21 protein-coding genes are annotated in these 25,877 nt (G+C 67.8%); 11 read left to right on the top strand and 10 right to left on the bottom strand.

The annotated features are described in order from the left end of the window. Positions 1-16 precede the first annotated feature (16 nt). From recN to mprA, 3 genes are all read left to right on the top strand, one after another. Entirely contained in the window at positions 17-1,771 is a 1,755-nt protein-coding gene (gene recN, locus BLR29_RS19750) for a DNA repair protein RecN (RefSeq protein WP_092138731.1), read from the top strand. A 58-nt stretch (positions 1,772-1,829) separates the two neighbouring features. Continuing rightward, complete coding sequence (locus BLR29_RS19755) at positions 1,830-2,276, top strand: hypothetical protein (RefSeq protein WP_092138732.1); 447 nt, start codon at positions 1,830-1,832, stop codon at positions 2,274-2,276. A gap of 166 nt (positions 2,277-2,442) precedes the next feature. Further along, positions 2,443-4,059 carry an MprA protease, GlyGly-CTERM protein-sorting domain-containing form gene (gene mprA, locus BLR29_RS19760; RefSeq protein WP_092138733.1) on the top strand — a complete coding sequence of 539 codons (1,617 nt, stop codon included), beginning with the start codon at positions 2,443-2,445 and terminating at the stop codon, positions 4,057-4,059. Here the strand turns inward: mprA and rrtA are convergent. Continuing rightward, on the bottom strand, positions 4,056-4,688 hold the full coding sequence (gene rrtA, locus BLR29_RS19765) for a rhombosortase (RefSeq protein ID WP_369804675.1): 633 nt from the start codon (positions 4,686-4,688) through the stop codon (positions 4,056-4,058). The two genes, mprA and rrtA, sit on opposite strands and share 4 nt — an antisense overlap. A gap of 22 nt (positions 4,689-4,710) precedes the next feature. Further along, positions 4,711-7,569, bottom strand: coding sequence for a bifunctional [glutamate--ammonia ligase]-adenylyl-L-tyrosine phosphorylase/[glutamate--ammonia-ligase] adenylyltransferase (glnE, locus tag BLR29_RS19770; protein WP_369804676.1), 2,859 nt, complete (start codon positions 7,567-7,569; stop codon positions 4,711-4,713). A 233-nt stretch (positions 7,570-7,802) separates the two neighbouring features. Here glnE and BLR29_RS19775 point away from each other — a divergent pair, with 233 nt between their 5' ends. The 3 genes from BLR29_RS19775 to tldD are packed head-to-tail and all read left to right on the top strand — an operon-like array spanning position 7,803 to position 14,519. Next, positions 7,803-12,137 (top strand): YhdP family protein, encoded by a 4,335-nt coding sequence (locus BLR29_RS19775; protein WP_092138735.1) that lies wholly within the window; start codon positions 7,803-7,805, stop codon positions 12,135-12,137. Between the two features lie 42 nt (positions 12,138-12,179). Then, on the top strand, positions 12,180-13,019 hold the full coding sequence (locus BLR29_RS19780; RefSeq protein WP_092138736.1) for a carbon-nitrogen hydrolase family protein: 840 nt from the start codon (positions 12,180-12,182) through the stop codon (positions 13,017-13,019). 39 nt (positions 13,020-13,058) lie between these two features. After that, positions 13,059-14,519, top strand: a complete 1,461-nt coding sequence (gene tldD, locus BLR29_RS19785; RefSeq protein ID WP_092138737.1) for a metalloprotease TldD — start codon at positions 13,059-13,061, stop codon at positions 14,517-14,519. Between the two features lie 148 nt (positions 14,520-14,667). Here tldD and BLR29_RS19790 read toward each other — a convergent pair whose 3' ends face one another. Beyond that, on the bottom strand, positions 14,668-15,723 hold the full coding sequence (locus BLR29_RS19790) for a class I SAM-dependent methyltransferase (protein ID WP_092138738.1): 1,056 nt from the start codon (positions 15,721-15,723) through the stop codon (positions 14,668-14,670). A gap of 229 nt (positions 15,724-15,952) precedes the next feature. Between BLR29_RS19790 and BLR29_RS32490 the strand changes: the two genes are divergently transcribed. Then, the gene (locus tag BLR29_RS32490; protein WP_176861001.1) at positions 15,953-16,123 is read left to right on the top strand and encodes a hypothetical protein; all 171 of its coding nucleotides are present in this window, start codon (positions 15,953-15,955) and stop codon (positions 16,121-16,123) included. A gap of 114 nt (positions 16,124-16,237) precedes the next feature. After that, positions 16,238-17,317: a 3-deoxy-7-phosphoheptulonate synthase AroG gene (gene aroG / locus BLR29_RS19795; RefSeq protein WP_092138739.1), complete on the top strand. Its 1,080-nt coding sequence runs from the start codon at positions 16,238-16,240 to the stop codon at positions 17,315-17,317. Positions 17,318-17,420: 103 nt separating this feature from the next. Here the strand turns inward: aroG and BLR29_RS19800 are convergent, their stop codons facing one another. Continuing rightward, positions 17,421-17,819: a c-type cytochrome gene (locus BLR29_RS19800; protein WP_092138740.1), complete on the bottom strand. Its 399-nt coding sequence runs from the start codon at positions 17,817-17,819 to the stop codon at positions 17,421-17,423. Between the two features lie 12 nt (positions 17,820-17,831). Continuing rightward, positions 17,832-18,179: a c-type cytochrome gene (locus tag BLR29_RS19805; protein ID WP_092138741.1), complete on the bottom strand. Its 348-nt coding sequence runs from the start codon at positions 18,177-18,179 to the stop codon at positions 17,832-17,834. Between the two features lie 517 nt (positions 18,180-18,696). On the opposite strand from BLR29_RS19805, the gene BLR29_RS19810 reads away from it, so the two are divergent. From BLR29_RS19810 to BLR29_RS19820, 3 genes are read left to right on the top strand one after another with little or no spacing between them, the layout of a single operon-like run. Continuing rightward, positions 18,697-19,575 (top strand): AAA family ATPase, encoded by an 879-nt coding sequence (locus BLR29_RS19810; RefSeq protein WP_092138742.1) that lies wholly within the window; start codon positions 18,697-18,699, stop codon positions 19,573-19,575. Positions 19,576-19,603: 28 nt separating this feature from the next. After that, positions 19,604-20,197 (top strand): GNAT family N-acetyltransferase, encoded by a 594-nt coding sequence (locus tag BLR29_RS19815; protein ID WP_092138743.1) that lies wholly within the window; start codon positions 19,604-19,606, stop codon positions 20,195-20,197. Positions 20,198-20,228: 31 nt separating this feature from the next. Beyond that, positions 20,229-21,404: a vWA domain-containing protein gene (locus BLR29_RS19820; RefSeq protein ID WP_092138744.1), complete on the top strand. Its 1,176-nt coding sequence runs from the start codon at positions 20,229-20,231 to the stop codon at positions 21,402-21,404. Here BLR29_RS19820 and BLR29_RS19825 read toward each other — a convergent pair. The 5 genes from BLR29_RS19825 to BLR29_RS19845 form a co-directional block, all read right to left on the bottom strand. Next, positions 21,396-22,061: a nucleotidyltransferase family protein gene (locus tag BLR29_RS19825; RefSeq protein WP_092138745.1), complete on the bottom strand. Its 666-nt coding sequence runs from the start codon at positions 22,059-22,061 to the stop codon at positions 21,396-21,398. The two genes, BLR29_RS19820 and BLR29_RS19825, sit on opposite strands and share 9 nt — an antisense overlap. Then, on the bottom strand, positions 22,062-23,126 hold the full coding sequence (locus tag BLR29_RS19830; protein WP_092138746.1) for an XdhC family protein: 1,065 nt from the start codon (positions 23,124-23,126) through the stop codon (positions 22,062-22,064). Next, entirely contained in the window at positions 23,123-24,196 is a 1,074-nt protein-coding gene (locus tag BLR29_RS19835; RefSeq protein ID WP_255371330.1) for a vWA domain-containing protein, read from the bottom strand. The genes BLR29_RS19830 and BLR29_RS19835 overlap by 4 nt, the downstream gene beginning before the upstream one ends. 122 nt (positions 24,197-24,318) lie before the next feature. Continuing rightward, positions 24,319-25,212 carry an AAA family ATPase gene (locus tag BLR29_RS19840; RefSeq protein ID WP_092138748.1) on the bottom strand — a complete coding sequence of 298 codons (894 nt, stop codon included), beginning with the start codon at positions 25,210-25,212 and terminating at the stop codon, positions 24,319-24,321. Between the two features lie 12 nt (positions 25,213-25,224). After that, the gene (locus tag BLR29_RS19845; protein WP_092138749.1) at positions 25,225-25,836 is read right to left on the bottom strand and encodes an SRPBCC family protein; all 612 of its coding nucleotides are present in this window, start codon (positions 25,834-25,836) and stop codon (positions 25,225-25,227) included. Between the last annotated feature and the right edge of the window lie 41 nt (positions 25,837-25,877).

Raw genomic sequence — 25,877 nt, forward strand, 5'->3', positions numbered from 1 at the left:
CCTCCTATCGCCCACGATGCTGCGCAGCCTGTCCATCCGCGATTTCGTCATTGTCGACACGCTCGACCTTGACTTCTCCTCCGGCTTTACCGTCTTCACCGGCGAAACCGGCGCCGGCAAGTCCATCCTGATCGATGCGCTGGCGCTGGTGCTGGGCGAGCGTGCCGATGCGGGCGTGGTCCGCGAAGGCGCGTCGCGCGCGAGCATCGGCGCCACGTTCTCCACGCACGCGGCGCTCGATGACTGGCTGACCGAACGCGAACTCGCCGGGGACGACGGTACCGTGCTGCTGCGCCGGACCGTGGACGCCAGTGGCCGCAGCAAGGCCTTCATCAATGGCGCCGCGGCCACCCTGGCGCAACTGCGCGAAGTCGGCGACCAGCTGGTCGACATCCACGGCCAGCACGCCCACCAGCTGCTGCTGCGCCCCGACGCCCAGCGCCATCTGCTGGATGCCCACGCGGGCCTGACCGAGCAGGCCGGCGCCGTGGCCGAGGCCTGGCGTGCGTGGCGTGCCTGCGTGCGCCAGCGCGAGGCCGTCGAACACCAGTCGCGGGAAATGCAACTGGAACGCGAGCGCCTGGAATGGCAGGTCGGCGAACTCGACAAGCTGGCGCCGCAACCGGGCGAGTGGGAAGAGACCCAGTCCGAATACAACCGCCTGTCGCATGCGGCAGGCCTGATCGATGGCAGCCGCGCGGCGCTCGACGCGCTGTCCGAAGCCGACGGTGCCGTGATCTCTGTGCTCAATGGCGTGGTGCACCGGCTGCAGTCGCTGGCCGACGTGGACCCCGCCCTGCGCGACGTGCTGGCCGCGCTGGAACCAGCGCTGGTCCAGACGGAAGAAGCCGCGCATTCGCTGAACCGTTACGTCGACCGTCTGGAACTCGACCCCGAACGGTTGCAGACGGTGGAAGCCCGCATGCAGGCGCTGCACACCGCCGCGCGCAAATTTCGCCTGCCGCCCGAACAGTTGCCCGACGAACTGCTGGCGCGCCGCCAGCAGCTGGACGACCTGCAGGCCGCGCAGGACATCAACAAGGTGCTGGCGCGCGAAGCCGCCGCCCGCGCCGCGTACCTGACCCTGGCCAAGCATTTGTCCGGCGCGCGCAAGGCCGCCGCCGAGGCATTGTCGGCCGCCGTCACCGAAGCGATGCAGGGCCTGTCGATGGCAGGCGGCCTGTTCGCCGTCGCGCTCAACGCGCTGGAGGATGGCCAGAGCCACGGCCTGGAGCAGGTGGAATTCCTCGTGGCCGGTCACGCCGGCGTCAGCCCGCGCCCGCTGGCCAAGGTGGCATCCGGTGGCGAACTGGCACGGATCAGCCTGGCCATCTCCGTGATCACCAGTGAAGCCGCGCCCACGCCCACGCTGATCTTCGACGAGGTCGATACCGGCATTGGCGGCGCGGTGGCCGAAGTCGTCGGCCGGCGCCTGCAGGAACTGGGCCGCGCACGCCAGGTTCTCTGCGTCACGCATCTGCCGCAGGTGGCCGCCCAGGCCGGCAGCCACCTGCTGGTCAGCAAGGAGACCGTGGACGCGACCAAGGGCTCGGCCCACGGCAACGGCAAGGGCCCGGTCACGCGCTCGCGCATCCGTGCACTCGACGCCGAGGGCCGCGTCACGGAAACCGCGCGCATGCTCGGTGGCGCCACGGTGACCGCCACAACCATGCAACACGCCGAAGAGATGCTGGCGCAGGGTGCCCGCGCCGCCGCGGCCAACAGCGCCCGCGAAGGCGGCAACCGCCGTCCGCGCCGCGCCGCGAGCTGACGCGGCACGCCGCCCGCCTCCTCGCACAGAACGCACAGAATTCAGGAGCTTCACACCCATGACCACTGGCCAGCTGCCGTCGTCCCACCGCCGCACCCCGCGCGGCCCGCGCACCGCGCTCGCCATCGCGCTGGCGCTTACCGCGCTGACTGCCATGTCCGGCTGCGCCTCGGAATCCAAGTCGTTCGCGCCGCCGCGCGGCAGCATCACCAATGACCGCGCCATCGGCGACATCCTGGTCAAGTTCACGCCACCGGACGTCAACGTGTCGGAAGACGCCGGCAAGCTGCTGGCCGGCATCGAGGGTCCGGTGCGCTACGTGGTCAAGCGGCCGATGTCCGGCGGCGTCTGGCTGGTCACCGCGATTACCGCATCGGCGGACGTCACGCTGAACCAGGCCGTGGAGACGCTGCGCGCCGCACCGCGCGTGGAGTCCGCCACGCCGGACCGGACCCTGAAGCCGCATCACGGCATGCCGCCCAGCCGGGACATGCCGCAAAGCTGATCGCAGGAACACACCTCACGCGCGCCGCCGGTCGCGCGTCGGGACGCAGGCAGGGACCGGCGAGCATGTAGAACGAGAAGGGCCCGCCTGGCGATGTCGGATCGCTGCACGTGAGCCCTCGGTGGCAGGTCGCATCCGCACAATCCGCTCCCCAAAGGAGGTCTCGATGCCGCATGCAGCACTGAAAGCCCTTCTCCGTGCGTCCCACGCCGTGCCCGCCGCGTGGCTTGCCCTGGCCACGGGGCTTGCCGCACCGCTCCCCGCCCATGCCGACACCACCGCGCGCAACGCGCCGGTCTACACGGGCAACTACATCGTCCGCTGGCGTGACAGCAGCCAGACCGTCGACAACACCCGCATGCGCAACGTGGAGGCCAACACCGGACTGGCGCTGAGCGTCAGGCGTCCGATGGCCGCCGCCCTGCAGTTGATGAGCGTAGCGGATGCCAGGGGCGACAACCCGGAAGCGGTAGCCGCCCGCCTGCGCCAGGACCCGCGCATCGCCGATGCCGTGCCGGACCGCTGGCTGCGCCTGCATGACACCATCCCGAACGATCCGGAATTCGCCGCCAACCAGACCTATATGGGACCGCCCTCGCAGGTGGTGGGCGGCGCCAACCTGCCGCGCGCCTGGGATCGCTCGCGTGGTAGCAGCGGGGTGGTCATCGCCGTCGTGGATACGGGCTACCTGCCCCACCCCGACCTGGTGGCCCGACTCGTGCCGGGCTACGATTTCATCAATACCACCAGCGTCTCCAACGACGGCGACGGCCGCGATGGCGATCCCATCGCCCCGGGCGACTTCGTGGCGGCCGGAACGACCTGCCCCGATGGCAGCGGCCCGGCCAGCAGCACATGGCACGGTACGCGCGTGGCCAGCGTGCTGGGCGCGGCCACCAACAACGCCACCGGCATCGCCGGCGTGGACTGGAGCGCGCGCATCCAGCCCGTGCGCGTATCCGGCCGTTGTGGCGCGCTGCTATCCGATACGGTCGACGGCATGCGCTGGGCCGGCGGACTGGCGGTGCCGGGCGTGCCCGCCAATCCCACCCCGGCGCGCGTGGTCAACATCAGCCTGGGCGGCGGCACGTGTTCGAGCATCGAGCAGCAGGCGGTCAACGACCTGGCCGCGGCCGGCGTCGTGGTAGTGGCCGCCACGGGCAATAACGCTGGTCCGGTGGCCGCGCCGGCGGATTGCAGCGGCGTCATTGCCGTCACCGCGCACGCCAACGATGGCGAGAACGCCAGCTTCGCCAATATTGGATCCCAGGTCACGATCAGCGCACCGGGAGGCGGCTGCGGCAATTCGAGGGTCGCCATCATCAACGGCGTAGCCACCTGCACGACGCCGGGTGGCCAGTCGTTTATCCGCACGCTGTCGGACAGCGGCCAGACAACCGCCAACGGCTTTACGATCACGTTCTCGCAAGGCACGAGCTTTGCCGCGCCGATGGTGTCCGGCGTGGTGGCGATGATGTTTGCGGTGAACGCGTCGCTGACGCCTGCGCAGGTCATGACCGGTCTGAAGAATTCGGCGCGCCCCCATCCGGCCGGGACCTTTTGCACGGCCAGTGCCAATGCCGGCAAATGCGGAGCGGGACTGCTGGATGCGGACGGTGCGCTGACCGCTGCGGCCAACCCGGCGGCAACCACGCAGCCGCCGGCCGATACCGGCGGTGGAGGTGGAGGCGGTGGTGGAGGCGCCTTCACGCTGTGGAGCGGCGCCCTGCTGCTGTGGATCGGCATCGCGGGCTTTGCCACCCGCCGGCGCATCAATCGCTAGACGCCGTCCTGGTCCGACGCGGCGCCACGCCGCGTCCCCCACCACTCCTGCAAGACCCAGCACGCCAGCCCGGCGACCGCGCCGGCGGCGTGCGCGGCGCGGACCACGCCAAAGCCCCACGACGGATCGAAGACCACTGCCGCCAGCCACGACTGCTCGATCCAGATTTTCCCCAGCACGACGAGGCACATCACCACGCCGATCCCGCGCGACCATCCCGGCGCCTGCAGCAGCCGCAACCCCGCCCACAGCGCCAGCCCGTGCAGCGCGCCGGACAGCCCGCCGTACCAGCCGATCGATGGAATGCGCAGCAGCGCTATCTGCACGGCGAGCCCGCTGACCAGCAGCACGGCCAGCATTTCGCGCACGCGCGTGGCGCGGCCTGCCAGCAGCAGGAGCCCCGCGGCAGCGGCGACGTCGGCCAGCCAGTGGCGCCAGTCGAGGTGGACCCACATCGCCGTGACGACGCGCCACCACTGGTGATCCACATAGACCGCATCGCGCAGATAGAGGCCGTGCGCATGCAGCCACGGCACGAACGTGAACAAGGCCGCGACGATGGCCACGCCGGCAACGGTCGCGAGCATCGCCGGCCAGCCGGGACCGGTGATCAGGGCGATCGCGGCCATGCCGGCGACCGGCTCAGGCCCCTCAGGCTTCACCGAACACCGCGCGCCAGAGCGTCAGCACCTGCGCCGTCTGCGCGGCGACGGTGGCCGGCGCCACGCGCGCGTGGGCCTGTCCGTCCAGACGCAGCTTGTGCTGGAGTGCGCGGAACAGGCGGTACGCGTCGCCGACCGCCACCGCCAGCCCGGCGTCGATCAGTCCCAGGTCGCCGGCCATCCGCAGCAACGCGATATTGCCCGCGTTACGCGTCAGCGACGGATGCGCCCCGCTATGCAGCAGCACGAGGTACTGCATCGTGAACTCGATGTCGACCATGCCGCCACGGTCGTGCTTGAGGTCGAAGAGGTCCGTCGGGTTGGGATGCCCCTCGGCCACCTTGCCGCGCATCTGCACGATCTCGTCGCGCAGCGCCGCCGCGTCGCGAGGCTGGCGCAGGATCTCTTCACGCAGCGCCTCGAAGCTTGCGCCGATCTCGCGGTCGCCGGCACAGAAGCGCGCGCGCGTGAGCGCCTGGTGCTCCCATACCCACGCGGTGTTGTCGCCCTCGCGCAGCTGATAGCGGCGGAACGCGTCGAAGCTGGTCACGAGGAGCCCCGCCGCGCCGTTGGGCCGCAGGCGCATATCGACGTCGAACAGCGTGCCGGCGGCCGTATGGCTCGTGAGCCAGGTGATCAGGCGCCGCGCGTACGCGGCGTAGACATCGGGCGCGCGCTCATGGTCGTCGTCGTACAGGAAGATGATGTCGAGGTCCGACGCGTAGCCCAGCTCCTTGCCGCCCAGCCGGCCGTAGGCAATGATCGCGAAGCGCGGCGTCTCGGTGTGGCGCGTGGCCAGTTGCCGCCATACCGCTTGCAGCGTGACTTCCAGCATGGCGTCGGCAAGGTCGGACAGCCGGTCCGCCACCTGCTCCACCGTCAGCAGCCCTTGCAGGTCCTGCAGCAGCACGCGGAAGGTTTCGGCATGGTGCTCGCGGCGCAGGATGTCCATCTGCGTCTCCACCTGTCCGTCGGACGCCTGCAGCCGCTCCGCCAGCCGCGCACGGAACGCCGGCCAGTCGGGCGCCCCCGCCAGGGCGTCGCTGTCGAGCAGTTCGTCCAGCAGCTGCGGGTGGCGCGTCAGGTAGGCGGCCGCCCAGCGCGAGGCGTGCAGCGTCTGCGCCACGCGGTCCATCGCCTGCGGATATTCGGACAACAGCGACAGGTACGACGCGCGCCGGCTGATGGCATCGAGAAAATCCAGGAAGCGCGCAATGGTGCTGTCCGCGTCGTCCTGTTTGGACGCCAGGTCCAACGCGCGGTTGACCAGCTGGTCGAAGCGCGAGCGGCTGGTCTCGGACAACGCGCGATAGCGCACCGAAGTCGCGATGGCGCGCAGCCGGTCATAGAGCCCGGTGCAGTCGCCAAACCCCACCGCCTGCAGCCGCTGGCACGGCGAGGACTCGGGGTCGGTCTCGTCCGGTCCGTCCTGCGTGGCGCGGGCGTCCTGCTCCTCGCGCACGAGCGCCGGCCACAGGGCTTCGCACTGGGGCACGTCGGGATCGGCGAAGGGATCGGAAAACGTCGCCTCGAACTGCTGGGCCACGGGGTCCATCAACGCGCTCATTTGCGCGACCAGCGCGGGCCAGTCCGCGCAGCCCATCATCCGCGCGACGGCCAGCCGCTCGTCGTCCGAGGTCGGCAGATGATGCGTCTGGGCATCGTCGCGATATTGCAGTCGATGCTCCAGCTGGCGCAGGAAACGATAGGCATCGGCCAGTTGCTCGGCCTGCCCCGCCGGCAGCAGGTTGTGCTCGACGGCCACGGCAAGCACTTCCAGCGTGGGCCGCACGCGCAGCGCCGCGTCCTGGCCGCCGCGGATGAGCTGGAACACCTGCGCCATGAATTCGATCTCGCGGATGCCGCCACGGCCGAGCTTGATATTGAACGAGCGCTGGTTGACGCCATGGCCGGCCAGTCCGCCGCTGCGCTTGGCGGCCTCCGCGCGGATTTGCGCATGCAGCGAGCGGATGGCGGCGATCACGCCGTAGTCCAGGTAGCGGCGGAACACGAACGGCATGGTCAGGCGCGACAGCAGGCCGACCGTGCGCGCGGCATGCGGCGTGTCCTGCGCCGAGACCACGCGGCCCTTGATCCACGCGTAGCGTTCCCACTCGCGCCCCTGCACGACCAGGTATTCCTCGAGCATGCCGAAGCTGCAGACCAGCGGGCCGGCATCGCCATTGGGCCGCAGGCGCATGTCCACGCGGAAGACGTAGCCGTCGGCGGTCACCTCGGACAGCAGCGTGATCAGCCGCCGGCCGAGTCGGATGAAGTATTCGTGATTGGACAGGCTGCGCGACCCGCCCTGGGTCTCGCCATCCTCGTCGTACAGGAAAATCAGGTCGATATCCGACGAGACATTGAGCTCGCGTCCGCCGAGCTTGCCCATGCCGACCACCACGAGCTCCTGCACCTCGCCGCTCTGGTCGCCCGTGGGCCGCCCGTAGGTCGTGGCCAGGTCGTCGCCCAGCGTGCGCAGGCCGTACTGGATGGCCAGCTCGGCCAGGTCGGTCATGGCGCCGGTGATCTCGGCGAGCGGGGCCAGGCCGCGCAGGTCGCGCTCGATCACCACGCACATCACCTCGGCCCGCAGCCGCCGCAGCGCCTGAGCCGCGGCGGACTCGGCGTCGGACGACGGCACATGCAGCGCACGTAGCCGCGCCTCCATCCAGGCGCGCGTAAGCGGCGCGGCGGCGGCCTGCGCCACCACCCCCGCCAGCTCCGCACGCGCAGCCAGCGTACGTCGCGCGTAATGGGAGTACGCCGCCGAGTACAATACGTGGCCCTCGCAATCGGCGGGGGCCAGTCCTTGCGCCGTCATCGTCGCAAAGGCCCCTTCGGCCATGTTGCCGATCGGGCTGGCGGCGCCCGGCGGCGAATAGTCCGGTGTGGTGCCCGCGCCATCCAGACGGTGGACCGGTTGGGAATGCGCCGGGGCGTTGCCCGGGGCGGAACTCGTCGGATCAGGGACAGTCATTCCAGTTACTTTAGCAATGCGGGCAGGCGCCGTGGAGACACCGCGGAGAGGCGTGTGCGCACCACTTTGGAGAGCGGCTAGTATTGTCGGATAATCTGCGCATGTCCAGCCGCCCAACCGCCCCCGCCGATGGTTCCGCGTCCCCGCACGCGGGCGGCGAGGGTCCCGTCGCGGTCACCACCACTCCCCAGACTTCAGTCCCCGCACGCCCCCGTTTGGGCCGGCGCGCGGCGGCGTTCGCGCGTGGATTCGCGGCGGGCGGCTGGCGGGCGCTGCGCGCCGTGGCCGGCCATCCGGTCTGGCCCCGGCTCGCACGCACCCTGGCGCGCCTGGCGATCGCGCTGGCGGCGCTGGCCGTCATCGCGGTGCTGCTGATCCGCTTCGTGCTGTGGCCGCAGGCGCATACCGCGCGGCAATGGCTGGAGAAACAGGGCTCGGCGGCGCTTTCGGCACAACTGACCATCGGCCAGCTCGATACATATTGGGAAGGCTGGCATCCCGCGTTCCGTGCCCGCGACGTGCGCGCCGTCGACGCGCAGCACCGCGTGCTGCTGTCGGCCGGCACGCTGGACGGCACGCTGTCCTGGCAGTCCGTGCCGGCGCTGACGCTGCAGTTCGCCAGCCTGACGGCCGCGCGCACCGACGTGCTGATCCGCCGCACGCCGGAGGGCCGGCTGCTGGTGGCTGGCGTGCCGGTGAACGCACGCGCGTCCGCCACGGATAACGACCCCTTCCTGGACTGGATGCTGGCCCAGGGCCGCATCGACCTGGTCAGCGGCAACCTGCGCTGGCTGGATGAGCGCGCCCGCCTGCCGCAACTCGACGTGGCGGACATCCACTTCACCACGGAGCGCCACGGATCCCAGCATACGGTGCGGCTGGAAGCCCGCAGCGCGTCCCTGGCGCCGCAGCCGCTGGTCTTCCAGTCGAGCCTCCGGCACGACTACCTGCACGCCGCCGGCAACTGGCGGCACTGGACCGGCCAGGCCAGCTGGAATCTTGGCCAGGTCCAGCTGCCGGTGGTCCAGCGCTACCTGGCCATCTTCGAGAACGTGGCCAGCGGCACCTTCAGCACGGACGGCTCTATCGACTTCCGCGGCGGCAACGTGGTGCGCAGCCAGATGCGACTGCGCGCCACGGGCGTGGACCTGCAACTGGCCGACGCGCCGGAGCCGCTCAAGCTGGCCAACGCTCAGGCGTTCCTGCTGCACAAGGCGGATCGCGCCGGCAACAACCAGCTGACGATCGATACGCTGCTCTGGCAGGCCGAGCCCGTCACGGGCCCGCCGTCGACCACCGATTCGTCGTGGCGCGAGGGCATGCGCAAGGTCACCCTCGACTGGACGCGCGACAACCAGGGCGTGCTGCGGAAATTCGCGCTGCGGGCGCCCACCTTCGACCTCAATACCGTGCGGGCGCTGGCGGCGTCGATGCCACTGGACATGGCCGTGCTGCGCAAGCTGCGCGCGCTCCAGCCGGCTGGCCACATCGACAACCTCGACGTGACATGGTCGCGCGACCGCGCCGGCCTGCTCACGCGCGGCCCCGGCACGCCACACTACTCGGCCCAGGGCACGCTGCGCAGTGTCTCCGTCAACGGCCAGCCAGCGGACCCGCCGGTGAGCCCGGATGGTCACCCGCGTACCGGCACACCCGGCTTTGCGCGCCTCTCCGGGACGTTCAATTTCGACGACCGGCAAGGCACGGTGCGCGTGGACAGCGCCGGCGCGGCGCTGATTTTCCCGGGCGTGTTCGAGGAACCGCGTATCCCGTTTGACGAATTGCGCGGTGAAGTGCGCTGGGCGCATGAGGATGGCAAGCTCGTGGTCCGCACCGAGGGCGTGCGCTTTGCCAATGCCGACACCGCCGGCACCGTGCGCGGCAACTGGCGCGCGGGTGGCGACGGCCATGGCGGCATTGCCGACCTGTCGGGCGAACTGTCTCGCGCGCAGGCCAACCGCGTGCCTCGCTATCTGCCCCTGACGCTGCCCAGCACGCGCCACTACCTGGGCGGCGCGCTGGTCAGCGGCGAAGCCACCGACGTCAAGTTCCTGCTCAAGGGCGACCTCGAACACTTTCCGTTCCACGCTCCATTTGAAAAGGCCGGCGATTTCCGCGTGGAGGTGCCGGTCCAGAATGTCGCCTTCCAGGTCGCGCCCCAGGAAGCGGGCCCGAACAGCCGCAGCGGCAACGGCAACGGAAATGGGAACGGCGACACCGCGTGGCCCGACTTCACCGACATCACCGGCCAGTTGCTGTTCGAGCGCGGCGGCATGTCCTTCCTGGCCAGGCGTGCCAGCGTGCGGGGCATCCACGGCGTCACGCTGCAGGACGTCAGCGGCCGCATCGCCGACCTGAGCGACCACGGCCACCTGCTGATCGACGGCACCGCCAATGGCCCGGTGCAGAGCTTCCTGCGCTTCATCGCCAACAGTCCGGTCAAGGGCTGGAGCGGCAACGTGACCGAGAACGCCCGCGCACCGGGCAACGGCGACCTCAAGCTCAAGCTGGATCTGCCGCTCAGCCACGCGGCCGGCACCAAGGTGGATGGCCAGTTCCGCTTTCCCGGCAATGACGTGACGCTGTTCCCGCAACTGCCCACGCTGTTCGGCGCCAGCGGCGTGGTGGCTTTCGACGAACACGGCTTCCGCCTCGACAACGTACACGGCCGCTTGCTGGGCGGCGATGCGCAGATCGCCGGCGGCACGCAGCCAGACGGCACGACGCGTGTGACAGTGGGCGGATCGGCCACCGCCGCGGGCCTGCGCGAGGCGCTGGCCGGGTCGCCCATGGCCGGGTTTGGCCCCCGTATGGAAGGCGCCACGCGCTACAACGTCGTCGTTGGCATCCGCGAGAAGCAACTGCAAGTCCAGGTGGCCTCCGATCTCAACGGCATGGCCCTGAACCTGCCCGCGCCGCTGGCCAAGACCGCCGGCCAGGACATGGCGCTGCGCTTCGACCTGCATCCGTCGGCCGTGCCGGGGCGCGCGGGCGCGGATGAGATGACGGTGCAGGTGGGCAACGCGCTCAATGCACGCTACCTGCTGCGCCGCACGGGCGATGCCATCGACGTCGTCTCCGGCGGGATTGGCCTGGCGCAGCCCGCGCCTCAGCCGTCGAGCGGGGTCGTCGCCGCGCTGACCGCGGATCGTCTGGACGTGGATGCGTGGCGCAATGTGTTCGACGCGATCGACGCGACTGGCGCGCCCGCCGGACCGGGCCGCGACAACCCCGGTGGCGTGGACCGGTCCTCGCCGTTCCTGCCGGAACGCGTGACGGTGCGCGCCAACACGCTCGACGCGTTCGGCCGCAATCTGAACGACGTCTCGCTGGATGCCAGCCGGGAAAGCGCGGGCTGGAACCTGCAGATGACATCGCGACAGGTCGCCGGCACGGCCCAATGGCGTCGCGACGCGAGCACGCCGTCCGGATCGCTCTCGGTGCGTCTGTCGCGCCTGGATATCCCGGAGACCACGGACAGCGGCGACAACAAGCACGACTCGGACGCGATGACGCGCGGTATCGAGGAGCTGCCCGCCCTGGACCTGGTCGTCGACAAGTTCGTGCTGCGCGGCCACGACTTTGGCAAGCTCGAGGTCAAGGCGCATACCAGCCACATCGACAACCAGCCGGTGTGGACGCTGGACAACCTGACGATCGAACAACCGGGCGCCACGCTGACTGGCAATGGCAGTTGGCGCCTGCCGCGCCGGCTGCGCGAGGCGGCGACGGACGGCAATGCGTCCCCGACGGCCGGCCGCCGTACGCTGCTCAATTTCAAGCTCGATATCCGCGACGCGGGCGACGTGCTGGAACGCATGGGCCTGCCGCACACGCTGCGCGACGGCAAGGGATCGCTGGAAGGCCGCGTGGCCTGGCGCGGGTCGCCGCTGTCGATCGACTACCCCACCCTGTCGGGCCGCTTGTCGCTGAAACTCGAGAACGGCCAGATCCTGAACGTGGACCCGGGCGCCGCGCGGCTGCTGGGCGTGCTGAGCCTGCAGAGCCTGTTGCGCTTTGCCACGCTGGACTTCCGCAGCCTGGCGGGCCGCGGCACGGTCTTCGACGACCTCACCGGCAGCGGAACGATCGAAAACGGCGTGGGCAAGATCGAGGAGTTGCGGCTCAAGAGCAACCAGATGGTGGCCACGATGACGGGTTCGGCCAACCTGCTGCGCGAAACGCAGGACCTCGAGGTTTCCGTGGTCCCCCGCATCAACGCCACCACCACTTCCGTGGCGGCCGCGTTCATCAATCCGGTGCTGGGCATCGGCACGCTGGCCGCGCAACTGCTGTTTGCCGACGAATTCTCCAAGGTGTTCACGCAGCACTACTTCGTGACGGGGTCGTGGGCCGATCCCAAGATCACCAAAGTGGAGGAGAATAAGCCCCGACAGCCGCCGATCCAGGACCGTTCGGGCATGTATCCCCGGTGATGCCCCGGGCGCCCCGATGACCAGGAAGCAAGGAAGCCCCCGATGACGACACCCGCTCCGACACCCGCACTTGCACCATTCCGCGTCGCCGCCGTCCAGACCGTGACGGGCACCTCGCTCGATGCCAACCTGGCGCGTGCCGACGCCCTCATCGCCGAGGCCGCGCGGGATGGCGCGGAGCTGGTGTTGCTGCCCGAGTACTTCGGCATGATGGGTCGCCACGAGACCGACAAGGTGGCGATTCGCGAACGCGACGGCGATGGCCCGGTGCAACGCTTCCTGGCCGATGCCGCGCGTCGCCACCGCATCTGGCTGATCGGCGGCACGCTGCCGATGTGGTGCGAGGACGACGGGCGCGTCTACAACACGTCGCTCGCCTTTGATCCGCGCGGCGAACGTGTGGCCCGCTACGACAAGATCCACCTGTTCGGCTTTACCAAGGGCACCGAAAGCTACGACGAATCCCGCACGATCCTCGCCGGCACGCAGCCGGTGGCCTTTGACGCGCCGTGCGGCCGCGTGGCGATGTCGGTCTGCTACGACCTGCGCTTTCCCGAGCTGTATCGCGGGCTGGGTGCCGGCGACGGCGCCAGCTTGATTCTGATGCCCGCCGCCTTCACCTACACCACGGGGCACGCGCACTGGGAAATCCTGCTGCGCGCCCGCGCGATCGAGAACCAGTGCTATGTGCTGGCCGCCGCACAGGGCGGAAAGCACGAGAACGGCCGCCGCACCTGGGGCCACTCGATGCTGGTCGATCCGTGGGGCGACGTGCTGGGTGTGCTGCCGGAAGGCGAAGGCGTCGTCGCCGGTGTCATCGATCCGGCACGACTGGCGGAAGTCCGCCAGAACCTGCCGGCATTGCGCCATCGCGTGCTGTAGGATTATCAGAAGTTCAGAAGCAACTAGAAAAGGACAACCATGAACGCCGGCGATCTCGGAATCCGCAACCTGGCCACCGCGCAGCAATTGCTGCTGGCGCCGTACGGCCTAGACGAGGCCAAGCTCCAGCGCGTGCTGGCCGATATCTTCACGCACAAGGTCGACTACGCCGACCTGTATTTCCAGTACACGCGCAACGAGGCGTGGAGCCTGGAGGAAGGCATCGTCAAGTCGGGCAGCTTCAGCATCGACCAGGGCGTGGGTGTCCGCGCCGTGTCCGGCGACAAGACGGCCTTTGCCTATTCGGACGACATCAGCCTGGCGGCGCTCTCCCAGGCCGCCGCGGCCACGCGCACCATCGGCAAGAGCGGCAACGGCCGCGTCAAGGTGGCCAGCGCGTTGTCGTCGCAGACGGGCCGCAACCTCTACACGCCCAACGACCCGCTCGATTCGATGGGCGCGACGGAAAAGGTGGCACTGCTGGAGCGCATCGAGAAAATGGCCCGCGCCAAGGACCCGCGCGTGGTGCAGGTGATGGCCGGCCTGGCCGGTGAATACGACGTGGTGCTGGTGGCGCGCAGCGACGGCGTGATCGCCGCCGACGTGCGTCCGCTGGTACGCGTGTCCGTCACGGTCATCGCCGAGCAGAACGGCCGGCGCGAGATCGGTTCCTCGGGCGGCGGCGGCCGCTACGCCTACGGCTACTTCACCGACGACCTGCTGCGCAAGTATGTGGACGAGGCCGTGTCGTCGGCGCTGGTCAACCTCGAAGCCCGCCCTGCCCCGGCTGGCGCGATGACCGTGGTGCTCGGCCCGGGCTGGCCCGGCGTGCTGCTGCACGAGGCGGTCGGCCATGGCCTGGAAGGCGACTTCAATCGCAAGGGATCGTCGGCATTTGCGGGCCGCATGGGCGAACGCGTGGCCGCCAAGGGCGTGACCGTGGTCGACGACGGCACGCTGGCCAACCGCCGCGGGTCGCTGAACCTGGACGACGAAGGCAATCCGACGCAGTGCACGACGCTGATCGAGGATGGCATCCTGCGCGGCTACATCCAGGACACGCTCAATGCTCGCCTGATGAAGATGCCCGTAACCGGCAATGCGCGCCGCGAAAGCTATGCCGCGCTGCCGATGCCGCGCATGACCAATACCTACATGCTCAATGGCGACCGCGACCCTGGGGAAATCATCTCCAGCGTGAAACGGGGCCTGTACGCCGTGAACTTCGGCGGCGGCCAGGTCGACATCACCAACGGCAAGTTCGTGTTTTCGGCCAGCGAGGCCTACATGATCGAAGACGGCAAGATCACGTACCCGGTCAAGGGCGCGACGCTGGTCGGCAACGGCCCGGAATCGCTGAAGGACGTGACGATGATCGGCAACGACATGCGCCTGGATTCCGGCGTGGGCGTCTGCGGCAAGGAAGGCCAGAGCGTACCGGTGGGCGTGGGCCAGCCGACCCTGCGGATCGAGAACATGACCGTGGGCGGCACCGCCTGAGCTGGCTGAGCCGCCAGAGCGCCGAGCGAACCTCCGCGCGAAAACGCCGCCTTCCGGGGCGGCGTTTTTTTATGTTCGATCGGGGCTCGCGCTGCTTCCCTGTTTCCCCGACTTCCCCGTTTCTCCGGCTCCCCGGTTGCCGCATCCGCTACGGGCGCACCTCGTAGACGAGGTTGAACGGCGTCTGCGCCGCCCGGCGGAAGCGAGTGAATCCGCCTTGCTCCGTCACGCCCCGCATGCGCGCTTCGCCGGCCTGCGCACCCAGGCACATCGCGCCGTCCTGCGACCTTGATCCGGGTGTGCAGATAAACGTCGAGGCCGAATAGAACACGCGCCCCACAGGATTGAGGTTGTCCTGCAGCCGGTCGTTCGCAAACGGCTCCACGATCATCCAGCATCCATCGGGCTTCACGGACTCGCGAACATGCCGCGCCGCGCCCACGGGGTCGCCCATGTCGTGCAGGCAATCGAACACGGCCACGAGGTCGTAGTCGTGCCCCGGAAAATCCTTGGCCGACGCCACCTCGAAGCTCACGCGGCCACCCACCCCCGCCCGTCGCGCCGCCTCCCGCGCATAGCGGATCGAGGGCTCGTGATAGTCGAAACCCTGGAATACCGAAGCCGGATACGCCTGCGCCATGATGATGGTGGACGCACCGTGCCCGCATCCCACGTCGGCTACGGTGGCACCGGCCTTCAGTCGGGCCTCCATGCCGTCCAGCGCGGGAATCCAGTCGTTGACCAGGTGGGCTGCGTAGCCGGGCCGGAAGAACCGCTCGGTGCCGTGGAACAGCGAGGGATCATGCTCGTGCCATGCCAGCCCGCGGCCGTTGCGGAAGATATCGGTCACCTTGGGAATCGCGCGGAACTGCGCCACCGCGATCTGGAACGCTCCCGGGATGAAAGCCGGGCTGCCCTCCTGCGCCAGCGCAAAGGCCTGTTCCTCGGAGAGCGAGAACTTGTCGTCCGCCGGGTCGTACTCCACATAGCCGCTGGCGGCCTGGGCCGACAGCCATTCGCGCAGGTAGCGCGGATCGGTGCGGGTTTTCTCGGCCAGCATCTGCGCCGTCATCGGCTTTTCCGCCAGCGCCTTGTAGAGGCCAAGCTCGTCGCCCAGCACCACGGTCGCCGCGTGCATCACGGCCCCAATGTCATGGACGAACTTCTCCATGAACGCATTCAGCTTGGCTTCATCGACTGGCATGATCGCTCCCCACCGCAACACTGGCCATGACGCCCGGCTTGGCCCGCCGGGTCGCCCTGCAAATCCAATATAGGTGGCGTCCACGCACGGCGATTAACTAAATCTGTTGCGCTTGCCGCTTGCCACGGATCTTGAAAAGCGATATAAAGATGCTTCGTTGTCGTGCATGCGGCGATTGCACCCCGTGGTTTCGGCTACGTCGGCGCAATAAAATGCCTGACGCAATAAAATGCGTTTTCATCGCGCGCCGCAGCATAAATTCAACGCATTGCCGAAAATCCGACACAAGCTGACCCCGAAAGCTGAACCAGCCGACTCGATTACCGCCATGACCGCCAAGTTTTATTTTTACTTTTTTAGCGATCTCACACCGCTGGCGGATGGAGAGGGACAGCTGTAAGCAGCCCGAAATTCAGAAAAAGCCGCCAGCGAACCTGGCGGCTTTTTTTCATTCCGCCTCGGCCGCGTCGCAACACTCAACCAGATCAACGACCTCACAAGACCCGGAGCCATCATGCTGAAGAACACCGACGACCTGCGTATTCGCGAACTCAAGGAACTGCTGCCGCCGGCGCACCTGATCCGCGAGTTCGCCTGCTCGGAGGCCGCGTCCGATGTGATCTACGGCGCCCGCCAGGCCATGCACCGCATCCTGCATGGCATGGATGATCGCCTGATCGTCATCATCGGACCCTGTTCGATCCACGACACCCGCGCGGCGCTGGAATACGCCAAGCTGCTCAAGGTCCAGCGCGACCGCTTCGCCGGCGAGCTGGAAGTCGTGATGCGGGTCTATTTCGAGAAGCCCCGCACCACCGTTGGCTGGAAGGGGCTGATCAACGATCCCCACATGGACGGCAGCTTCAAGATCAACGATGGCCTGCGCACCGCGCGCGAGCTGCTGCTGAATATCAGCGAGATGGGCGTGCCGACCGGCACCGAATACCTCGACATGATCAGTCCGCAATATATTGCCGACCTCGTCAGCTGGGGCGCCATCGGGGCACGCACCACGGAGTCGCAGGTGCACCGCGAGCTGGCCTCGGGACTGTCCTGCCCGGTCGGCTTCAAGAACGGCACCGACGGCAACGTCAAGATCGCCGTGGACGCCATCAAGGCCGCGTCGCAGCCACACCATTTCCTGTCGGTGACCAAGGGCGGCCACTCGGCCATCGTGTCGACCTCCGGCAACGAGGACTGCCACATCATCCTGCGTGGCGGCAAGGCGCCGAACTACGACGCCGCGAGCGTGCAGGAAGCCTGCGACGCGATCTCCAAGGCCGGCCTCGCCGCGCGCCTGATGATCGATGCCTCGCATGCCAACAGCAGCAAGAAGCATGAGAATCAGATCCCGGTTTGCGCGGACATTGGCACGCAGATCGCCGGCGGCGACCAGCGCATCGTTGGCGTGATGGTGGAATCGCACCTGGTGGGCGGCCGCCAGGACCACGTGCAAGGCACACCGGTCGAGAACCTGACCTACGGCCAGTCCGTGACCGATGCCTGCATCGGCTGGGATGATTCGATCACCGTGCTGGAGACGCTGGCCAACGCCGTCAAACAGCGCCGCCTGGTCTCGGGCAGCGGCAACTGAGCCGGACGCCGCGCCAGGGCACAAAAAAAACCGCTCCCGTGAGGAGCGGCTTTTTTGCCTTGCGGACCCGGCAGGCGCGGCTTGCCGGGGTCTTGCCAGGGCCTTACTTCTTCAGCACCAGATCACCCGGCAGGGACTCGATGTAGGCGGCGATGTCCTGGAGTTCCTTGCGCGTGAACGGGCGCGGCTTGCCGTTCTTGTCGGTCACGGCCGGGTTGCTGTTCACCTGGCCGGCCATGATCGCGTTGGTGCGCCCCACCAGCGGATTACCGCTGACCTGGTAGGACACCAGCGCATGGTAGAGATAGTCGGCATGCTGGCCAGCCAGCTTGGGATAGTCGGGCGTGATCGGGGCGTTCAGGCCCGCGCCGTGGCATGCCACGCAGGCACCCTTTTCCACCAGTGCCTTGCCGGCGGCGATATCCGCGGCCGAGGCGGGCATGGCGGCGGCACCCAGTACGAGTGCACCCACCGCGAACGAAAGCGTCTTCAGCGTCTTCATGGTCTGCGTCTCTTACTTCAGCGAATTGTTCTTGGAGTCGGGCTTCTGCTGCGAGTAGTACGCAGCCACGTCGGCGATGTCCTTGTCGGACAGGCTGGCGGCGATCCCGCGCATCGTCGGATGCTTGCGATCGCCCTTCTGATAGCCCTTGAGCGCGTTTTCGATGTACTTGGCGCTCTGGCCGCCGAGCATGGGAACTTCGTATGTCTCCGGGAATGACGCACGGTAGCCGGGAATGCCGTGGCAGCCGATGCACATTGCAACCTTGTCCCTGGCGGTATCCACGTTGCCCTTTGCGTCCTGGGCCTGCGCTGCCGTTGCGGCCGCGCCCAACACCACCATCGTGAGGAGCTTTTTCATTGTCGTAGCTGATTGGGAAGTGTTAAACCGTGCGTGACCTGCCCTGTTGGCCGGAGACGGTCTTGGGAACGGGGATTGAACTGAAATCGCGGACGCCGCGGCGGGTCCCGGGCTTCGCCGGGAATCTGCCGAGGCGAAGCCGGTCAGACAAGGCGCAACCGGGCGTCATTGATGTGCCGCGGGTGCTCAAACACCATTCTGCAACCATCTCGCGCGATCGCCGCCTCCCGGGTGGATCTGCCATGACAACTGGCGGACGGCCGGGCATGTGGGGAACTTGACTTGGGGGGCGCGTCAAACCGGCGCATTGTACCGCAGCCGGCACGCGGCAGTCCAGACAGCGGCCCCCGGGTGTCCCCGGGTGAACGCGAACCGCAAAGTCCTCTTATACTGGCCCATTCCGACCCCGTTTCCGACCCCTTTTCGATCCGGTATCCGATCCGGTCTTCGGCCACGCCTCCAGCCAGTCCGGCCACGCGGCGGCAGGCCGGCCGACATCGCCATCTCAGGTTGCCTCATGTCCACCACCGCCAACGCCAATCCGTCCCAGCAGGCCAAATTCGAGGGCAGCGCCCAGTATGTTGCCACCGACGATCTCAAGCTGGCCGTCAATGCCGCCCGCACGCTGCAGCGCCCGCTGCTGATCAAGGGCGAACCCGGCACCGGCAAGACCATGCTGGCCGAGGAAGTGGCCGCCGCGCTGGGCATGCCGTTGTTGCAATGGCACATCAAGTCGACCACCAAGGCCCAGCAGGGCCTGTACGAATACGACGCGGTGTCGCGCCTGCGCGACTCCCAGCTCGGCGACGACAAGGTCCACGACATTCGCAACTACATCGTCAAGGGTGTGCTCTGGCAGGCCTTCGAGGCTGACGAGCCCGTGGTGCTGCTGATCGACGAGATCGACAAGGCCGATATCGAATTCCCGAACGACCTGCTGCGCGAACTGGACCGGATGGAGTTCTACGTCTACGAGACGCGCGAACTGATCAAGGCGAAGCACCGTCCGCTGGTGATCATCACGTCGAACAACGAGAAGGAACTGCCGGATGCCTTCCTGCGCCGCTGCTTCTTCCACTACATCAAGTTCCCCGACGCCGACACCATGCAGCAGATCGTCGACGTCCACTATCCCGGCATCAAGCGCGAACTCGTCGCCGCCGCGCTGGACGCCTTCTACGAGATGCGCAACCTGCCGGGCCTGAAGAAGAAGCCGAGCACGTCGGAGCTGATCGACTGGCTCAAGCTGCTGATGGCCGAGGACATTCCCGCCGAAGCACTGCGCAGCCCGGACCGCAAGGCCGCCATTCCGCCGCTGCACGGCGCGCTGCTGAAGAACGAGCAGGACGTACACCTGTTCGAGCGCCTGGTGTTCATGAACCGCGCCAACCGCTGAGCCACACGCCGTCCGTACGCGCCACGCCATGCCCAACTTCGTCAAGCCCGTCACGCTCGCCGGCCGCTTCGCCACACTGGAGCCGCTGTCGCACGAGCATGCCGCCGGTCTGCGCGACGCCGCCGCCGACGGCGACCTCCATACACTCTGGTACACCAGCGTGCCGTCGCCCGACCGCATGGAAGCCGATATCGCGCGTCGCCTTGACCTGCAGACAAAGGACTCGATGCAGCCCTTTGCCGTGCGTGACGCCGACGGCCGGCTGGCCGGCATGACCACGTACATGAACATCGACGGCGCCAATCGCCGCGTGGAAATCGGCTCGACGTGGTACGCACGCCGCGTGCAACGCTCGGGGCTCAACACCGAATGCAAGCTGATGCTGCTGCGCCATGCGTTCGAGACGCTCGACTGCATCGCCGTGGAATTCCGCACGCACTGGATGAACCACCAGAGCCGCACGGCCATTGCGCGCCTGGGCGCCAAGCAGGATGGTGTGCTGCGTAACCATCAGCGCATGCCGGACGGGTCGTTCCGCGACACGGTGGTGTTTTCCATCATCGCCAGCGAATGGCCGACCGTGCGCGCGCATCTGCAATTCCAGCTCGATCGTCCGCGCTGATCCTGCCCCAACGATTCCGAGGGGACCCCTCATGCTGATCGATTTCTTCTTCTCGCTGCGCCACGCCAAGCTGCCCGTCTCCGTCAAGGAATACCTGACGATGCTGGAAGCGCTGCGCGCACAGGTCATCAGGCCATCCATCGACGAGTTCTACTACTTGTCACGCATGACGCTCGTCAAGGACGAGAAGCACTTCGACAAGTTCGACCAGACCTTCGCCGCCTACTTCAAGGGCGTGGAAAGCCTGATCGACTGGAAGAGCGACATCCCGCTGGAATGGCTGCAAAAGACGCTGGAGCGCGAGCTGTCCGCAGAGGAAAAAGCCAAGATCGAGGCCATGGGCGGGCTGGACAAGCTCATGGAGCGCCTCAAGCAACTGCTGGAAGAGCAGAAGGAAAAGCACGAGGGCGGCAACAAGTGGATCGGCACGGGCGGCACGTCGCCGTTCGGCCACGGCGGCTACAACCCCGAGGGCATCCGCATCGGCGGCCCCTCCAAGGGCAACCGCACCGCCATCAAGGTGTGGGAAGCACGCGCCTATAAGGACTACGACGATCAGGTCGAACTGGGCACGCGCAACATCAAGGTGGCGCTGCGCCGGCTGCGTCGCTTCGCGCGCGAAGGCGCGGATACCGAACTGGATCTCGACGATACGATCCACTCCACCGCGGCCAACGCGGGCATGCTCGACATCAAGCTGCGACCGGAGCGGCACAACAAGGTCAAGGTGCTGATGCTGATGGATGTGGGCGGATCGATGGACGACCACATCAAGCGCGTGGAGGAGCTGTTCTCCGCCACCAAGACCGAGTTCAAGCACCTCGAGTACTACTACTTCCACAACTGCCTGTACGACTACGTGTGGAAGAACAACCGCCGCCGCCACGCGGAGAAGATCGCCACGTGGGACCTGATCCACAAGTACACGCCGGACTACAAGGTGATCTTCGTCGGCGACGCGACGATGAGCCCGTATGAAATCCTGCAGCCGGGCGGATCGGTCGAATACAACAACCCGGAAGCCGGCGCGGTCTGGCTGAACCGCATGATCGAGCAGTTCCCGCGCTTTGTCTGGCTCAACCCGGAGCCGGAAGGCCTGTGGCAGTACCGGCAGTCGATCACGGTGATCAACCAGATCATGAAGAACCGGATGTACCCGGTTACCCTCGCGGGCCTGGAACAGGCGATGAAGGTCCTGTCAAAGTAGGACGCGCCCAGAGACCGGGGCTGCGCCCAGCCGGGCGAGAATGCGCGCGTAATCCTCGGGCGTATCCATATCGGTTGTAAAGCGATCGTGCGCGGCCTGGTGAACAAACACGTCTTCGGGATGCTCGGCGATCAGCTTGCGGCAGCCCGGGTTCACGCGGCCGCCGATGACCTCCGGCGCATGGCTCGCACGGAAAACCACCGGATTACCGCGCTGCCCGTCGAATACCGGCACCAGGATCGAGCCGTGCGGCATCGCGGCGAACGCGGCGACCAGTTCACGGTAGTCTGCCGCGTCGAGCAACACCTGGTCCGCGAGACACACCATCACCACACCGCACGGCGCGCGTAGCGCAGCCACCCCGGCTGCCACCGACGTCGCCTGCCCTTCCTCATGGCGCGGATTGCTCTGGAATGTGACCGGCAAGCCGTCGAGGGCCTCCATGACGGCGCGCCCCTTGTAGCCGGTCACCACCACGATCTCCTCCGGCTCCGCCTGCGCGATGGCACTGACAGTACGCCTGACCGCCGGCTGCCCGTCGATCGGCAGCAGCAGCTTGTGCTGGCCCTGCATCCGCGATGACAGTCCAGCGGCCAGCACCACCGCCGAGAATGTCAGCTTCGGCTGTTCCCCGAGCGCACTCCCCGTGTCATGCATTTACGTCTTCTCCCCGTGCGTCGCTCCCTGGGCGATCGCCAGGTACTTGCCCGGATCGCGCTCGAATTCGATCTTGCAGCTGTCACAGCAGAAATAGAAGCGCTGTCCGCCATAGCTGAGCACGTGCTTCGCCGCGGCGATGTCGATCGCCATGCCGCACACCGGATTCACATACCGGGCGCCCGGCGCTTCGACCGATGCCATCGATTCGCAGGGCGGCAACGCCGGCACGGCCTCGCTACCGACGAGAGGCGGCACGCCGGCGTCGGCCACCGACTGCTCCAGTTCGTGGCGCAATGCCACCAGCCCCGCCACCGCGCCCAGCGCAATCTCCTGCGGCTTGTGCGCGTGGATTGACGGGCCAGCGGGCGCGTGCAGCGCCGCGAGCCGCTGCGCGGTAATGCCGCGCAAACGCATCGCGTCGCGCAATCTGTCCGCCTTGCGCTCGCTGGCGACCAGCAACACGGCCGCAGCCTCGCTGCGCAATGCGGCTTCCAGCGCGTCTTCGTCGCTCTCGCCCTGGGTCACCACGAGAATCAGTTGCGGACCGGCGAGGTTGAACGCATCGACGTCGAAGCCCTGAATCACCCGCTTCAGCCCGAGCGAAGCAAACGGCGCGGTCGCGCCAGCGGCGGCGCACACGCGGAATCCCACCCACTTCGCCAGCACGCAGGCTTCGAGCGCAGTGGGCGTCGCGCCCAGCACCAGCACCACGGGCGCGGGCAGCGACGGCTGAATGAAGAGCTCCAGCGCCCCATTGCTTGCACACGGCATCGTGTGGGCTTCGACATCCGCATCCGGCGCCGCGGGCTCATTGCTGATCCGCACGCGCTTGGGCTGCCCGGAGCGAATCGCCTGCAGCGCAGCCTCGATGACGATGGCGCGCGAGCAACCGCCGCCGATCCAGCCGTGCAGCGTCCCGTCGGGTTCGACCAGCGCCTGCGCGCCGACCCAGGCGGACGTGGGCGGCGCCGCGCGAATCACGGTGACCACGGCGAACGGCTGCGCCTGTTCGATCAGCCGTTGCTCGCGTTGCAGAAGGGAATCGGGGCTATCGGTGTTCATTGCAGGACGGACAACACTTGGGGAAAAATCCGCTCGAGGCTCGCCAGATCGCGCGCCCCCGCCAGCAGATCGACATACGGCATCGCCGCCTGCATGCCGACGCTCGACGGCGTGAAACCGGCACGGCTTGCCAGCGGGTTGAGCCAGACCAGACATCGGCAGCGGCGCCGGATCGCCGCGAGCGCCTGTTGCAAGCACTCGGGTTCGCCCGCGTCGTAGCCGTCGCTGACAACGATGACGGCCGTGCGCGCGTGCAGCAGCTTCGCCGCGTGACGCTGGTTGAATTCGCCGAGACTGTCGCCGATGCGTGTGCCGCCGGCCCAGCCCGCCGACAGCAATTGCAGCCGCTCCTGCGAGCGCCACGGGTCCGGGTCGCGCAATGCCTGCCCGACACCCACGAGGTGCGTATGGAAGATGAACGCGTGCACGTCGGAAACCCGGCTGCTCAGCACGCGCGCCAGCCGCAGGAAGAAGAAGCTGTAGAGGCTCATCGAGCGGCTGACGTCGAGCAGCAGGATGATGCGCGGACGCAGCCGGCGCTTGCGTCGCCAGAGAAGGTCGAGTGGCAGCCCACCGCGCGAGACGCTGTGGCGGATCGTCGAGGCCATGTCGATCACACACCCGGTGCTCGCGCGGCGCTCGCGCCGCACCTGGATACCGCGCAGGCGCTGCGCGAAGCGGCGGATCGCGGTGTCGATCGCAAACAGTTCGTCGGGCCGGTTCAGATGCCGGAAATCCGCGTGCTCCAGCGATGCCTCGAGGGAGGCGCCCTGCTCGGCCGTGGCGCCATGGGTGCCGGTAGCATCGCCGTCGCGCCCGGCCAGTGCGAGCGGCGTGCCAGCGCTGGCGTCACGCTGACCGGAGACACGATCACGTTCCATGCGGCCCGCGCCGCCGGCACGCACCTCAACCAGCTTGCGGCGATTCGGCGCCAGAAACCAGGCGTCAAACAGGTCGTCGAAACGCCGCCACTCTTCGGCGCGCGAACACAACACCGCGCGCAGGCTCCAGCGCAACAGCTGCCGGTCCAGTTGCCCCACGCGCTGCGCGACCTCCAGCGAGGCCGCCACATCGCTGCTCGTCACGCGAAAATCATTCGCGCGCAGCCATCCTGCAAACCCTGCATAGCGGGCGACCAGTGCCTCTTCGAGGCTCGACGGCGGCGCCCGATGTCCGGCGCAATCGATTCCGGTCAACATGCGGCCACCAGTTTTTCGACGACCGGGCGCGTCAGCCCGGCCTGGTCCTCGCGCGTCTTCACAAGGGCGGCGAGCGAATCCATGATCTGCTCGACGGCACCCTCGTCGATCGCAGTCACGCCCAGTCGCAGCAACGCGGCCACCCAGTCGAGGGTTTCGGCCAGCCCAGGCTTCTTCTGCAAATCCATCTGCCTGACCGACTGGACAAACTCGACGATCTGCCGCGCCAGCTTTTCCGGCGCCTCGGGCACCTGCGCGCGCACGATCAACAACTCCTTCTCGAAGCCCGGGTAGTCGACGTACTGATACAGGCATCGGCGGCGCAGCGCGTCGGAGATCTCGCGCGTGCCATTCGACGTCAGGATCACGAAGGGCCGCTCGGTCGCCCGGATCACGCCCAGCTCCGGAATCGACATCTGGAAATCGGACAACAGTTCCAGCAGGTACGCCTCGAACGCTTCGTCGGTCCGGTCGATTTCGTCGATCAGCAGAACAGGCACCGGCGTCGTCGTGATCGCTTCGAGCAGCGGCCGCTTGAGCAGATAGCGCTCGGAGAAGATGTCCTGCTCCTTGTCGGTAACCGAACGCTCATCGCTCTCCAGCAACTTGATCGCCAGCAGCTGGTGCTGGTAGTTCCATTCGTAGAGCGCCGCGTGCGCGTCGAGGCCTTCGTAGCATTGCAACCGGATCAGCCGCGTATCCAGCAGCCTCGCCAGCGCCTTGGCGACTTCGGTCTTGCCGACGCCAGCCTCGCCTTCGAGCAACAGCGGTCTGCGCATTTCCATCGTCAGCAGCAACGTGGCGGCAAAGCTGCGCTCGGCGATAAAGCCGTGGCGCGCCAACTGCGCCTGGAGGCTGACGACCTCGTGCATGCGGTCGGTTGCCATGGCTGCACCCTCTCAGGTCGCCTTGCGCGAAAAGAGCCCGCGCAGCCAGTCACGCAGCACGGCCCACGCCAACGCCAGGCCGTCCAGCTCGGGGCGGGGCGCCTCCGCCGGCGGCTCGACAGAAGCCGGCCCTGTTGCATCGGCGGCAGGCGCCGCCGTCTGCGGCACGGGCTCGCTCTGCAGCCGGGCCGTGAAGTTGGCGACGAACTGCTTGAGCATCTGGTCCGTCACCGGGCCCATCAGGCGCCCACCCAGCGCGGCCGCCTTGCCGCTCATCGTCACTTCGCTGCGGCCCGTCAGCTCGCACGCGTCGCCAGCCGGCCGCACGGAGGCAACCAGATCCATCGACGCCGCCGAGGTGCCCGTCGTGTCGGCGCCCTTGCCACTCAGATGCAGGCTGCGCGCCGCGCTGTCGAGATCCAGCACCTCGATATCGCCCTTGAACGACATCGTGGCCGGGCCGAGCCGCACCGTGATCGTCCCCTTGTAATGCCGGTCGTCGACGCGTTCGACAATCTTCGCGCCCGGCATGCAGCCCGCCACGGCCTGGATGTCCTGCATCAGCCGCCACGCCTGATCCGCCGTCGCCGGCACCGGAAATACCTTCTCGAGCACGATTCGCATCGAACCACCCCTGCGTTCGCAGCCTTCCCGGCGCACGCTTG

This window comes from Cupriavidus sp. YR651 (genome assembly GCF_900101625.1).
In the GTDB taxonomy this organism is placed as follows: domain Bacteria; phylum Pseudomonadota; class Gammaproteobacteria; order Burkholderiales; family Burkholderiaceae; genus Cupriavidus.